The organism is Flavobacterium amylolyticum (assembly GCF_048284335.1).
Lineage (GTDB): Bacteria > Bacteroidota > Bacteroidia > Flavobacteriales > Flavobacteriaceae > Flavobacterium.
The window spans coordinates 221,762-234,866 of sequence record NZ_JBLVPG010000004.1 but is presented as its reverse complement, the minus strand read 5'-3'; the positions used below and the strand labels follow the sequence as shown (position 1 = coordinate 234,866).

The window sequence follows — 13,105 nt, the reverse complement described above, 5'->3', positions numbered from 1 at the left end:
CCAAAAGAGATTAGTATTTCTATCATGGTTTTTATTTAAAAAAAATTGTTTTTTTTATGTGTTTTCTTCAAATTCAGGCTCATTTTCAAATCCAAGTATTTCACTGTAGATGGAATAATACAAAGAATACATAAAAGGGAAGGTAAAAAATATTCCGATGCAGCATCCTATTAATCCGACTAATGTGCCAACTGATCCCACAACAATTAATCCTAGAAGTACCAGCGGTTGTTTTGAAACAATCAAGATACTAGTTTCTATAGCTTCAACAGCTTTTAAATTTCCAAAAATAATTAGGGGTATCATCAAAACACTAAATAGTGTGATTGTTATTGTAACAACAAATTCAATAAGGGGTATTTGGGTGTAATTAATTATTGCACTAAGTATGGAGCTAGTTACAGTAACGATAAAGGTTGCTATGAAAAGTTCTTTGAAATAAGTTGACCTATAGTACTCAAACATAGTCGATACATGAAATTCTTGATCTCTTTCAGCACAATACGCCATTTTTATTAGTCCCGCCGGAAAAGGACTTAACAAACAAGAAGTTAAAACAGATATTCCTGAGAAAATTAATAAGGTATTTAAGCCGAAATTTTCAGGTTTCAAATTTTCAGGTTTTAAAAAATCTAAAATTGCAGGACCTCCAAAAATTGCAATCAGTACTCCAAATGCTAAAATACTGAGTAGAACAAAAAACACAAAAATCACTAAACCACCATAGAGTGCAATCTTTTTATAATTTTCGAAGGCATGGTTGAAAACATCGCCGAAATCTAAGATATATCCATTTTTTTTTATTTCGTCAATTCGGTCTTGTGTATTTTTTTTCATTGGTTTGTAAATTGGTTCATTATTTTTTAAAATAAATTTCTTCAAACGGTATACGGAATCGTTCTCCATAAATACCAGTATTGTCTCTAATTCCACAACCTAAAATCATGTTTATTGCTGCAGAAGGAGGCAAATGTAATATTTTTTTAATTCTCAGCGAATCAAAACCTTCCATTGGACAGGTATCGTACTCTATGGCAGCCATACTAATCATAAAATTCTGAGCAGCAAGTCCCGCGCTTTTGTGAGCAACAATGCGCATGTCGCTTTGTCTGGCTTGTCTATAGATGGGTTTGAATAAACCAATGACTTGAAATACAAGAAATTTTAGCATTCCAATACTTCCTAAGAAATCAAAATAAAGAGCTGGAATAATTTTTTGATAATAATTCAACGCAAATTTTTCCCTTTTCGAATAGTCAGCATTTGGCTTATTACCATATTGCGTTTTTAAGTAAGTGATATTCGATTGTACTCTTTTACGCCACAAATCTTTCCTTACTACAACGACTACAATTTGTTGTGCTGTTTTTGCTGCATTTTGATTAAAACTGGCTTTAGCAATTTGTTTGATCAAGTCATGGGAAACGATGTGATAAAATTCCCAAAGTTGCATGTTGCTGCTTGTAGGTGCCAGAGTTGCTAACTCGATACATTCCTTAACTTTTTGTTCCTCAATATTTATATTTTTAAAAACCCTCACGGAACGTCTGTATTTTATGGCTTCGCTTACCGTTTTTTCATTGGTTACAACCATTTTAATATTTTTTGAATGGTTTTTAATTTGTTTTTATAGGGAGCATAACGCAAAGGCAAATCAAGCCAAGTCCCTTTTTTTACGATAGCTTTTTTATGGGAAAAAATATCAAAACTTAATTTTCCGTGATATGCTCCCATTCCTGAATTTCCAACACCGCCAAAAGGCAGGCGATTGTTGACCAAATGGATCACCGTATCATTAATGCAACCGCCACCAAATGAATATTTTTGCAACACTTCATCAATAAAGGATTTATTTTGAGAAAATAAGTAGAAGGACAATGGTTTTTCGAAGCTTGAAATTATTTTTTCAATATCCGTTTTTGATTTATATGAAAGTATGGGCAGAATTGGTCCAAAAATTTCCTCTTTCATTACTAAGCTATCCATATTTGGTTCATCTAATAAAGTAGGGGCGAGGTATAGTGATTCGCTATTGGATTGTCCTCCAAAAAGGATTTTCTGATTTTCTAATAAGCGCAATTGTCGTTGCCAGTTTTTAAGATTGATGATTCGGGCATAATCTGGAGATTCTTCTGGATTAATTCCAAGTGCTTTTTCAATTTCCTGAATTAAAAATTTCACGAAAGTATCCTTCATTTTATAGTGTACCATAATATAATCAGGTGCAACACAGGTTTGTCCGGCATTTATGATTTTTCCCCATACAATGCGTCGGGCACTTAATTCTAAATTGGCAGTTTCATCAACAATACATGGACTTTTTCCGCCCAACTCTAGTGTAACTGGGGTTAGATTTTCAGCAGCTGCTTTAGCGACTATTTTTCCAACGGCAACACTTCCTGTAAAAAAAATATAATCCCAACGTTTTTTTAATAATTCCTGGGCAATAGTTGCATCTCCTGTAATGACCACAACATCTTTTACAGGGAAAGTTTCATTTATAATTTTAGCTATAATATTCGAAGTATTTGGGGTAAGCTCGGATGGCTTTAGAGTTACTTTATTGCCGGCAGCAACAGCAGCAATAAGCGGACATAAGGCCAGTTGAAAAGGATAATTCCAAGGCGACAGTATTAATACATTTCCATAGGGTTCACTGTAAATGAAATCAGATGACGGGAAATTTAAAAAAGAGGCAAAAACTCTTTTTGGCTTGGCCCATGAATCGATATTTTTTATGGTTTCTTTTAAATCACTGATGACATAATTAGTTTCGGTTAAAACAGCTTCAAAAGCCGGTTTTTTAAAATCATCATATAAAGCCTTAATAATTGCTTCTTCATATTTGGTGATGACGTGCAATAATTTTTTTAAGGATTCTTTTCGATACTTTATATTGGTTCTATAATTCATTGGATGATTTTAAATTTAAAATTACATAATTATTATTGAATCCAACTTTCTGTGCTAAATAAAATTAATAAAAAAACAGGAAAAAAATTCTCCTGTTTTATAGGGTAAATGTATGGGTAAACGATATTTTTAGATGTTCTTTTTGTAAAAATGTACATTTGGGTTATACCGCATTCCATATCACATCATCTGGTGTAGGTGCGATGATTTCTATATTTTCTTTAGAAACAGGATGGATAAAAACTAATTTTCGGGCATGTAAATGAATCCCTCCATCCGGATTGCTTCGGTCAAAACCATATTTTAAATCGCCTTTTATGGGTGAACCAATAACTGAAAGTTGTGCTCGAATCTGATGGTGTCTGCCGGTATGAAGATTGATCTCCAACGCAAAATAATTATTGAGTTCTTTGATTATTGTATACTCTAAGCTAGCTAATTTGCTATCAGGAACTTCTTTTACATGTGCTTTTGAAGTATTGTTTTTTTCGTTTCTTTTAAGGAAATGAACTAATTTATCAGTAGTATTCAAAGGTTTATTTTTGACAATTGCCCAATACGTTTTTTGAGTTTCGCGGTTGCTGAATAGTTCATTCATTCTTGTCAACGCTTTACTGGTGCGAGCAAAAACGACTATTCCGGTTGTAGGACGGTCCAAACGATGCACTACTCCTAAAAACACCTCTCCGGGTTTGTTGTATTTATCTTTGATGTATTCTTTAACCACATCCGAAAGTGGTTTATCACCTGTTTTATCCCCCTGAACAATATCACCTACTCGCTTGTTTACAACAATAATGTGGTTGTCTTCGTGAAGAACTTGAAGGTTATTTTTAGTAGAAACTATTTTCATTTTGGTTTTTAGATGGTTTGGTTTCTAGACTAGTTAATGATTTAGGTATTGGCTCTAAGAATCTTACTAATCTAAAAAGCTAAGAAGTCTAATTTAGTATTGTTCGCTGGTATTAGGAAAATCACTTGATTTTACATCAGCAACATATTGACCAATAGCAGTTGTCATTTCGTCGTATAAATTCATGTATCTTCTCAAGAAACGCGGACTAAATTCATTATTCATTCCTAACATGTCATGAATTACTAAAACTTGACCATCAACACCGCCACCTGCACCGATGCCAATTACTGGAATTGAAATACTTTGAGCTACTTTCTCTGCTAAATGAGCGGGAATTTTTTCTAATACTAATGCGAAACAACCCAATCTCTCCAGTAATTTAGCATCTTCGATTAATTTATGTGCTTCTTCTTCTTCTTTGGCACGAACGGTATAGGTTCCAAATTTATATATTGATTGTGGTGTTAAACCTAAATGTCCCATAACTGGAATTCCTGCATTTAATATTTTCTTGATAGAATCTTTAATCTCTTTACCACCTTCCAGTTTTACGGCATGACCACCACTTTCTTTCATAATTCTGATAGCGGAACGCAAGGCTTCTTTAGGATCCGATTGGTAACTTCCAAAAGGCAAATCAACAACTACCAACGCTCTTTCTATAGCTCTTACCACCGAGGAAGCGTGATATATCATTTGATCTAAAGTAATAGGCAAAGTGGTTTCATGACCAGCCATCACATTCGAAGCGGAATCGCCCACTAAGATTACATCAATTCCGGCTGTATCAACAATTTTAGCCATAGTGTAATCATAAGCGGTAAGCATGGAAATTTTCTCTCCATTGGCTTTCATCTCAATCAGTGATTTTGTAGTAATCCTTTTATAATCTTTTTTTGCGACAGACATATTTGTTGTTTTAAGATTGTAAAGGTAACAAAATGTATATTTTTATCTTAAAAATGTAACAGTAAAGTTACTTGTTGTACCAATTAATTAAACTAGCAAATCATGAAGAAATTTTTAATAATTTTAGGATTATTTATATCCGCTAATTCTCAAGCTCAACACCAAGAAATTCAAAAAGTAATTGAAACTTTTTTCGAGGCTTTTCATGCCAAAGACACTCTGAAACTGCATAATCTTTGTGATGACCAGATAATTTTACAATCGATTGCTGATAATGCCAAAGGAATTACATTATCCAATGAAAAACCTCAAGTTTTTTTTAAATCAATAGCTTCCATTCCTGTCGAAATAAAATTTCAGGAAAAAATACTGAGCTATTCCATTCAAGTCGATGGAAGTATGGCCCACGCTTGGACGCCTTATGAGTTTTATGTGAATGGAAAGCTTAGTCATAAAGGGGTGAATGCTTTTACACTTTTTAATAAAAATAGTTCCAAAACTTCAGAATGGAAAATTGTACATCTTATCGATACCCGAAGAAAGTAAAACCAATTATTTTTATTTGCCAACATTAAAAAAGGTAATTTTGTGCTTTAATTGATACAAATGCTATTTTGAAAAACATACTCATTATTGACGATGAAGAAAAACTTCGTGGACTTCTGACACGAATAGTAAAGTCAGAAGGTTTTGAAGTTTTTGAAGCCTGTGATTTAAAATCAGGTTTCAAGAAATTAGAACACAATGATATTGATGTGGTACTTTGTGATGTCAAACTTCCTGATGGCAGTGGATTAGATTTTCTTGAAAAAATAAAAACTGTTTTTCCGCTTACAGAGGTTATCTTATTAACGGCCTACGGCAAAATTTCCGATGGTGTTCAAGCCATGAAAAACGGAGCTTTTGATTATATTGTAAAAGGGGATGATAATGATAAAATAATTCCGCTATTATACAAAGCACTTGAAAAAGTACAACTGCTGAAGAAAGTCAAACAGCTCGAGAAACGAATTTCAGATAAATATTCCTTTGATACTATTATTGGTAAATCTAAAGGATTGGAACTAGTAATTGATTTAGCCCGAAAAGTAGCCAAAACAGATTCAACGGTACTTTTAACTGGCGAAACCGGAACGGGAAAAGAAGTTTTTGCACAATCGATTCACGAGAACAGCCATCGGGTTGGAAAATCATTCGTAGCACTGAATTGCAGTACTTTTAGTGCAGCAATTCTTGAAAGTGAGTTGTTCGGACACAAACAAGGGGCCTTTACTGGAGCGATAAAAGATAAAAAAGGATTTATTGAAGAGGCCAATGGTGGAACTTTATTTCTAGATGAAATTGGCGAAATGCCATTAGAATTACAAGCTAAATTATTGCGGGTTTTAGAAACCAATGAGTACATTCAAATAGGTGATACTACTCCAAAAAAATCTAATTTTCGACTGATTGCGGCAACGAACCGCAATTTGAAAACGGAAAGTGAAGCACATCGTTTTCGTTCTGATTTGTATTTTAGGTTGAACATTTTTGAGATTACAATTCCGTCATTGCGCGAAAGAATAAAAGATATTGCTCCTTTGGCCTATTATTTTGTAGAACAATTTTCTGCTAAAACAAACAAGCAAAAGTTGACTATCGATGCTGAATTTCTACAAAAATTAGAGTTGTATCATTGGCCCGGAAATGTAAGGGAATTAAAAAATATTATTGAGCGATCCGTAATTTTGGTAAATGGGGAATCGCTCACTGCAGATCTTTTGCCTTATGAAATGCAACATCCAATTGAAAAAAACACTAAAATAATATCTGCTTTTTCTATGCAAAGTATTGAAAAACTTCACATTCAAAAAGTATTGAATTACTCCAAAGGTAATAAAGCAGAGACTGCACGCTTATTAGAAATAGGAATTGCAACACTTTATAGAAAACTAGAAGAATACAGCATTCAGTAATTTTAAAGCATAGCCATTAATGGTTTGAATCCTTAAAAGGGTATCAAAACGATAAAAGCCTATCATTATGATAGGCTTTTTTTATGGCAAATTTTAACTAAAAAAACATAAGTTATTAATTTTCGGTGTTTTAGGATGGGTTGAGATTTCTTGGAATACATTTTGGCATAAGCGATGAAGAACATAAAAATTATTCTTATGAAAAATCAAGTCACCACGATTTACAAACAAGCAGAACGCTTTGCCGAAATAACTAAAAGAGCTATAATTTCAGGCAACATTGCCAGAGCTAAAAAGTGTCTTGCTTTGGCGGAGCGTCTATTTGCAACGGGAAGCAATGAAACAAAAAATGCGATCTCCAACGTATACGTTTTTTCGGTATCCTCTTTTATGGAATTGCGTCACTGCAACATTTCAAATTTGTTTCCAAAATCGTTGAAAGCGGAATACATCAAACAAATCAATGCTTCAGGAGTGTAATTGTAATATGGTTTTTGTGAAATGTAAAAACTAAACAACACCAGATTAAAACATTTTTCACTTCCTATATTTTACTTCTTAATATTTAATCTATAACTTTTTTGACTATGATCACTATTCTATTACTCGCATTAGCTGTTTTATTATTTGCGATTTGCTTTAAATCCGTCGAATTTTTTGAAAAAATCTAAATTATGACTGCACTATTTATTGTCGCGCTTGCCGTTTTTGGCTATTTGGTTTATGTATTAATCAAACCCGAAAAATTTTAACTCAATTAAACTAATTTTTATGAACACAGAATTATTTGGCGTCATTATTATTTTTATTGTTTCCATAGTTTTGGCTATTCCTTTAGGAAAGTATATTGCCAAAATATATTCAGGCGATAAAACACTACTTGATCCGATTTTCAATCCAATTGAAAATTTTATTTTCAAAATCAGCGGGATCAATGCCACGGAAGAAATGAACTGGAAACAACATTTAAAAGCGCTTTTGAGCGTGAATATGGTTTGGTTCTTTCTTTGCTTTTTTATTTTACTGTTTCAAGGTTCAATGCCTTTAAATCCGGATAACAATCCAAACATGACACCTGATCTGGCATTTAATACTGCTATTTCATTTGTGGTAAACTGTAATTTGCAGCATTATTCAGGGGAAACAGGAGTTTCATATTTATCTCAATTGTTTCTAATGTTCTTGCAATTTGTTTCAGCTGGTGTTGGGATGGCAGCAGCAGCAATGGTTTTCACTGCAATGAAAGAGAGAACCACGGATACATTAGGGAATTTTTATACTTATTTTATCAAAAGTTGTACGCGTATTTTACTGCCTCTTTCAGCAATTGTAGCGATTGTTTTATTGTTTAGTGGTACACCGATGACTTTTGAAGGAAAAGATGCCATTACTACGTTGCAAGGCGATGCAGTGGAAGTTTCTCGTGGGCCGGCGGCAGCATTTATTGCCATCAAACATATTGGAACCAATGGTGGAGGGTTTTTTGGAGCCAATTCGGCGCATCCGCTAGAGAATCCTACTTATTTTACGAATGCGGTTGAATTGTGGGCACAATTAATAATTCCGTTTGCGATGATTTTTGCTTTGGGCTTTTATTTAAAGAAAAGAAAATTATCCTACGTAGTTTTTGGTGTAATGACTATTGGTTTTTTACTTTTAGTAATACCAACAGTGATTAGTGAACTCAATGGAAACCCAGCCATAGAAAAAATGGGAATTATGCAGGCTACAGGAGCTATGGAAGGCAAGGAAGTCCGTTTTGGTCCTGCCATTTCAGGTTTTTGGAGTATTGCCACAACAGTAATTTCTACAGGTTCAGTTAATAGTATGCACGACAGCTCGATGCCTATTTCAGGCTCGATGCAATTACTGGCAATGATGGTCAACGCCTTTTATGGAGGTTGTGGTGTTGGTTTTTTGAACTTTTATATTTTTATTATCCTCGCTGTTTTTATTTCAGGATTAATGGTGGGTCGAACCCCAGAATTTTTAGGGAAGAAAATCGAAGCTCGTGAAGTCAAAATTGCTGCTTTCATCGCAATTCTACATCCATTATTAATATTGTCAGGAACGGCTTTGGCATCTTATTTCGCTGCAAATGATACCGCCATGGGCTATTGGTTTAGCGGCAATGCTACTGGCTGGCTTAACAATTCTGGGCATCATGGTTTTTCTGAAATGTTATACGAATATACTTCGAGTGCTGCTAACAACGGTTCCGGATTTGAAGGTTTAGGAGACAACAATCCGTTTTGGAACATCACCACTGGAATTGTGTTGTTATTGAGTCGTTTCCTTCCTATAATTGGTCCTTTGGCCATTGCAGGATTATTAGCGAATAAAAAATACATTCCGGAAAGTGCAGGAACTTTAAAAACAGATACAACTATTTTTGGAATAATGGTTTTTGCCGTAATCGCCATTATTGCAGCGTTATCTTTCTTTCCAGCATTAGCTTTAGGACCATTGGCAGAATATTTTACATTAAAATAATATAAAAAATGACTCAAAATAAATCCAATTCATTGTTTGAGAGCAAGCAGGTAAAAGATGCTTTAGTGCAGTCTTTTGTTAAGCTTAATCCTAAAATAATGTTCAAAAACCCGGTAATGTTTACCGTAGAAATCGGAACGGCTATTATGCTTGCCGTTTGTATTGCCATTTTATTTGGTGCGCAGGATCAAGGGAGTTTTGCTTATAATTTTATTGTGTTTTTAATTTTATTAGCGACACTTTTGTTTGCCAATTTTGCGGAGGCAATTGCCGAAGCCAGAGGAAAAGCACAAGCAGACAGTTTAAGAAAAACAAGGGAAGAAACACCAGCGAGAAAGCTTTTACCAAATGGTGAAATTAAAAATATCAGCTCATCTGAATTGAAAAAAGGAGATGTTTTTATCTGTGAATCAGGGGATTTAATAGCCACCGATGGTGAAATTATTGAAGGTTTAGCCACGATAGACGAAAGTGCGATTACGGGAGAAAGTGCTCCTGTAATTCGAGAAGCGGGTGGTGACAAATCATCCGTAACTGGAGGAACAAAGGTATTGTCTGATAAGATAAAAGTAATTGTTACAAATGAACCGGGCGAAAGTTTTCTGGACAAAATGATTGCTTTGGTGGAAGGAGCAAGCCGTCAGAAAACACCCAATGAAATTGCCTTGACCATTTTGTTGGCAGCCTTTACCTTAATCTTCGTGATTGTTTGTGTAACCTTAAAGCCCTTTGCTGATTATGCCAATGCGCCAATAACTATAGCTGCTTTTATATCTCTTTTTGTGTGTTTGATACCGACGACGATTGGGGGTTTACTATCCGCTATAGGAATTGCAGGAATGGATCGAGCCTTGCGTGCCAATGTCATTACCAAATCAGGAAAAGCGGTGGAAACTGCCGGAGATATTGATGTATTGCTTTTGGATAAAACTGGTACAATTACCATTGGAAATCGAAAAGCAACCCATTTTTATCCTGCAAAAGGTGTTTCGGAAGATGATTTTATTAAATCGGCAGTTTTAAGTTCGCTTGCAGATGATACTCCTGAAGGAAAAAGTATTGTGGAATTAGCCGGAAATGAAGTGGCCAACAAACTGTCTATTGAAGGAGCCACTTTAATCAAATTTACTGCCGAAACAAGAACAAGTGGTGTTGTTTTACAAGACGGTACCAATATTAGAAAAGGCGCTCAAGATGCCGCAAAAAACATTACGCTCCAAGCTGGGAACATTTTCCCTGAAGATACCGCTCAAAAAGTAATTGACATTTCCTCTAAAGGAGGAACGCCATTGGTAGTCATTAAAAATAATCAGGTGCAAGGCGTTATTGAATTGCAGGATATTATCAAAACGGGAATGAAAGAACGTTTTGACCGTTTGCGAAAAATGGGTGTGAAAACGGTTATGGTTACCGGTGACAATCCTTTGACCGCTAAATTCATTGCCGAAGCAGCCGGTGTAGATGATTTCATTGCAGAAGCTAAGCCAGAGGACAAAATGAACTACATCAAAAATGAACAACAAATGGGTAAACTTGTCGCCATGATGGGTGATGGAACGAATGATGCTCCTGCTCTTGCCCAAGCCGATGTAGGTGTGGCGATGAACAGCGGAACGCAAGCAGCGAAAGAAGCTGGAAATATGGTTGATCTTGACAATGACCCAACCAAACTAATTGAAATTATAGAGATAGGAAAACAGCTGTTGATGACTAGAGGAACACTGACTACGTTTTCGATTGCAAATGATGTTGCTAAATATTTTGCTATTGTTCCGGCACTTTTTATCACCGCAATTCCCGCTTTAGAAGGTTTGAATATCATGCGTTTGCACAGTCCGGAAACGGCCATTTTATCGGCAGTGATTTTCAATGCGATTATCATTCCAATATTGATTCCGCTAGCCTTGAAAGGGGTTGATTATAAACCAATTGGTGCCAGTGCTATTTTACAAAGAAATCTTTTGATTTATGGACTTGGTGGATTGATTGTACCTTTTATTGGAATTAAATTAATTGATTTAGTTGTAGCATTATTTATTTAAAAAGTAAGAAGTGAAATGTGCGAAGTAAAAAGAGAATCTCATAATGTCAATTTAACATACTTCCACATTTCACTTTTTTAAAATAACATTTAACAATAAAAAAATGAAAAATATATTTTCAATATTAAAATTTACACTCTTTATAGTGGTATTGTTTGCAATTATTTATCCAATGGCAATTTTCGGAATAGCACAACTTGCTCCAAACAACGGAAAAGGAGAAACGGTTATGGTAAACGGAAAAGTTGTGGGGTATCAAAAAATTGGACAGAAATTCGATAAATCAAACTACTTTTGGGGAAGGCCTTCTGCTGTGGATTACAATGCAGCGGGAAGTGCGGGAAGTAACAAAGGGCCTAGCAATGCGGAATATTTAGCTTTAGTTCAAAAAAGAATTGATACTTTTTTAATCGTTCATCCGTATTTAAAAAAAGGAGAAATCCCATCGGATATGGTGACGGCTTCCGGGAGTGGTTTAGATCCAAATATTTCGCCGGAAGGGGCTTTAATTCAGGTAAAAAGAGTAGCAAAAGAAAGAAAATTATCAGTGGCGAAAGTAAAAGCTTTAGTCGAAACTAAAATCAACACACCTGCAGTGATGGGGACTTCAACAGTCAATGTTTTAGAGTTGAATGTCGCTTTGGATGCATTGAAATAAATAGAATTCTAATTTAAACATTTTAGATTTTAATCCTTAAAGGGTTCAAAGGAGTTGATTAAAAATAGATTTTTTAATTATTGAATAATGCTTTTTAGCCCTGATAGCAGTGAAAATCCTTATATTTTTTTGTTTAAAAATATAAGATTGCAACGAATAGCGGGATTAGCTCTAAATAATAAATAATAAAAATGAAAAAATTAATAGGTATAGCATTGCTAGTTTTTGGTGGTACAACGATAAATGCTCAGGAAATAGAGAAAGAAAAAAGTCCTTTCACGTTTTCGGGTTATATAGAAACGTATTACAGTTATGATTTTGGCAAACCCGACAATCATGTCAGACCCGGTTTTTTTTACAGTCACAACAAACACAATGAAGTCAATTTGAATTTAGGAATGGCAAAAGTAAATTATGCCAAGGACAATATTCGTGGGAATTTTGCACTTATGGCTGGAACGTATGTCCAATACAATCTGGCTGCCGAACCAGATTTGTTGAAAAATGTGTATGAAGCCAATATAGGCGTGAAGATATCGGCAACACATAATCTTTGGGTTGATGCGGGAATTATGCCTTCACACATTGGGTTTGAAAGTGCCATTGGTAAAGATTGTATGGCTGTGACCAGAAGTATTTTAGCGGATAATTCTCCGTATTACGAAACGGGAGTAAAAATTGGATATACTTCAAAAAGCGAGAAATGGTATTTGGCGGCGATGTATCTGAACGGATGGCAACGCATCCAGAAAATTGACGGCAATCAAACCCCTGCTTTTGGCACGCAAGTGACTTTCAAACCTTTGTCTTCAGTGGCTTTGAACTGGAGTACGTATGTTGGGAATGAACAACCGGACACGGATAAAAAATGGCGGTATTTCAACAACTTTTATGCCTTGCTTAAAGTGTCTGAAAAAGTAAATATTCATACCGGTTTTGATATCGGAGCGCAACAAACGGCGGTGAAAAGTGATCGCTATGATGTTTGGTTTTCACCAGTTTTAATTGCACAATACAAACCGACCGCTAAAATTCAATTGGCAGCAAGAGGTGAATATTATGCGGATGAAAAAGGGGTAATCATTGCCACAGGAACACCAAACGGATTTAAAACCTATGGTTTCTCGGCTAACTTTGACTATTTAGTGGCTGATAATATACTTTTTAGAGTAGAAGCCAGAAATTTAAAAAGTAAAGATGAGGTGTTTTTGAAAGATAATTTGCCCAACTATCAAAATGTATTTTTAACGACTTCAGTAGCGATTTCATTTTAATTTTT

The 13,105-nt window shown here is 34.9% G+C and carries 13 protein-coding genes; 8 read left to right on the top strand and 5 right to left on the bottom strand.

Annotation, left to right across the window (positions count from 1 at the left end):
• Window positions 1-54: 54 nt before the first annotated feature.
• The 5 genes from ACNQF9_RS14080 to panB all read right to left on the bottom strand — a co-directional run bounded on the left by ACNQF9_RS14080 (window position 55) and on the right by panB (window position 4,678).
• On the bottom strand, window positions 55-837 hold the full coding sequence (locus ACNQF9_RS14080; RefSeq protein WP_417990460.1) for a DUF2189 domain-containing protein: 783 nt from the start codon (window positions 835-837) through the stop codon (window positions 55-57).
• Between the two features lie 19 nt (window positions 838-856).
• On the bottom strand, window positions 857-1,594 hold the full coding sequence (locus ACNQF9_RS14075; protein ID WP_417990459.1) for a nitroreductase family protein: 738 nt from the start codon (window positions 1,592-1,594) through the stop codon (window positions 857-859).
• Window positions 1,585-2,913 (bottom strand): aldehyde dehydrogenase, encoded by a 1,329-nt coding sequence (locus ACNQF9_RS14070; protein ID WP_417961624.1) that lies wholly within the window; start codon window positions 2,911-2,913, stop codon window positions 1,585-1,587. The genes ACNQF9_RS14075 and ACNQF9_RS14070 overlap by 10 nt, the downstream gene beginning before the upstream one ends.
• 163 nt (window positions 2,914-3,076) lie before the next feature.
• Entirely contained in the window at window positions 3,077-3,766 is a 690-nt protein-coding gene (locus ACNQF9_RS14065) for an RluA family pseudouridine synthase (protein ID WP_417961622.1), read from the bottom strand.
• A 93-nt stretch (window positions 3,767-3,859) separates the two neighbouring features.
• A complete protein-coding gene (gene panB / locus ACNQF9_RS14060) occupies window positions 3,860-4,678 on the bottom strand; it encodes a 3-methyl-2-oxobutanoate hydroxymethyltransferase (protein ID WP_417961621.1) in 819 nt (272 codons plus the stop codon).
• Window positions 4,679-4,780: 102 nt separating this feature from the next.
• Between panB and ACNQF9_RS14055 the strand changes: the two genes are divergently transcribed.
• From ACNQF9_RS14055 to ACNQF9_RS14020, 8 genes are all read left to right on the top strand, one after another.
• Complete coding sequence (locus tag ACNQF9_RS14055) at window positions 4,781-5,224, top strand: nuclear transport factor 2 family protein (RefSeq protein ID WP_417990458.1); 444 nt, start codon at window positions 4,781-4,783, stop codon at window positions 5,222-5,224.
• 65 nt (window positions 5,225-5,289) lie between these two features.
• Entirely contained in the window at window positions 5,290-6,633 is a 1,344-nt protein-coding gene (locus tag ACNQF9_RS14050; protein WP_417990472.1) for a sigma-54-dependent transcriptional regulator, read from the top strand.
• A 198-nt stretch (window positions 6,634-6,831) separates the two neighbouring features.
• Window positions 6,832-7,113 (top strand): DUF7674 family protein, encoded by a 282-nt coding sequence (locus ACNQF9_RS14045; RefSeq protein WP_417961617.1) that lies wholly within the window; start codon window positions 6,832-6,834, stop codon window positions 7,111-7,113.
• 194 nt (window positions 7,114-7,307) lie between these two features.
• Window positions 7,308-7,385 (top strand): K(+)-transporting ATPase subunit F, encoded by a 78-nt coding sequence (gene kdpF, locus ACNQF9_RS14040; RefSeq protein ID WP_111410498.1) that lies wholly within the window; start codon window positions 7,308-7,310, stop codon window positions 7,383-7,385.
• 19 nt (window positions 7,386-7,404) lie between these two features.
• Window positions 7,405-9,126: a potassium-transporting ATPase subunit KdpA gene (gene kdpA, locus ACNQF9_RS14035; protein ID WP_417990457.1), complete on the top strand. Its 1,722-nt coding sequence runs from the start codon at window positions 7,405-7,407 to the stop codon at window positions 9,124-9,126.
• Between the two features lie 8 nt (window positions 9,127-9,134).
• A complete protein-coding gene (gene kdpB, locus ACNQF9_RS14030; RefSeq protein ID WP_417990456.1) occupies window positions 9,135-11,168 on the top strand; it encodes a potassium-transporting ATPase subunit KdpB in 2,034 nt (677 codons plus the stop codon).
• A gap of 103 nt (window positions 11,169-11,271) precedes the next feature.
• Entirely contained in the window at window positions 11,272-11,826 is a 555-nt protein-coding gene (locus tag ACNQF9_RS14025; protein WP_417990455.1) for a K(+)-transporting ATPase subunit C, read from the top strand.
• 191 nt (window positions 11,827-12,017) lie between these two features.
• Window positions 12,018-13,100 (top strand): porin, encoded by a 1,083-nt coding sequence (locus ACNQF9_RS14020; RefSeq protein WP_417990454.1) that lies wholly within the window; start codon window positions 12,018-12,020, stop codon window positions 13,098-13,100.
• Window positions 13,101-13,105 lie beyond the last annotated feature (5 nt).

What these genes read in the sequence shown, in the direction of transcription:
- ACNQF9_RS14070 (WP_417961624.1), bottom strand. Translation starts at nt 2,913, where the DNA reads ATGAATTATAGAACCAATATAAAGTATCGAAAAGAATCCTTAAAAAAA.
- ACNQF9_RS14020 (WP_417990454.1), top strand. Translation starts at nt 12,018, where the DNA reads ATGAAAAAATTAATAGGTATAGCATTGCTAGTTTTTGGTGGTACAACG.
- ACNQF9_RS14080 (WP_417990460.1), bottom strand. Translation starts at nt 837, where the DNA reads ATGAAAAAAAATACACAAGACCGAATTGACGAAATAAAAAAAAATGGA.
- ACNQF9_RS14065 (WP_417961622.1), bottom strand. Translation starts at nt 3,766, where the DNA reads ATGAAAATAGTTTCTACTAAAAATAACCTTCAAGTTCTTCACGAAGAC.
- ACNQF9_RS14045 (WP_417961617.1), top strand. Translation starts at nt 6,832, where the DNA reads ATGAAAAATCAAGTCACCACGATTTACAAACAAGCAGAACGCTTTGCC.
- ACNQF9_RS14075 (WP_417990459.1), bottom strand. Translation starts at nt 1,594, where the DNA reads ATGGTTGTAACCAATGAAAAAACGGTAAGCGAAGCCATAAAATACAGA.
- kdpB (WP_417990456.1), top strand. Translation starts at nt 9,135, where the DNA reads ATGACTCAAAATAAATCCAATTCATTGTTTGAGAGCAAGCAGGTAAAA.
- ACNQF9_RS14055 (WP_417990458.1), top strand. Translation starts at nt 4,781, where the DNA reads ATGAAGAAATTTTTAATAATTTTAGGATTATTTATATCCGCTAATTCT.
- kdpF (WP_111410498.1), top strand. Translation starts at nt 7,308, where the DNA reads ATGACTGCACTATTTATTGTCGCGCTTGCCGTTTTTGGCTATTTGGTT.
- ACNQF9_RS14025 (WP_417990455.1), top strand. Translation starts at nt 11,272, where the DNA reads ATGAAAAATATATTTTCAATATTAAAATTTACACTCTTTATAGTGGTA.
- panB (WP_417961621.1), bottom strand. Translation starts at nt 4,678, where the DNA reads ATGTCTGTCGCAAAAAAAGATTATAAAAGGATTACTACAAAATCACTG.
- kdpA (WP_417990457.1), top strand. Translation starts at nt 7,405, where the DNA reads ATGAACACAGAATTATTTGGCGTCATTATTATTTTTATTGTTTCCATA.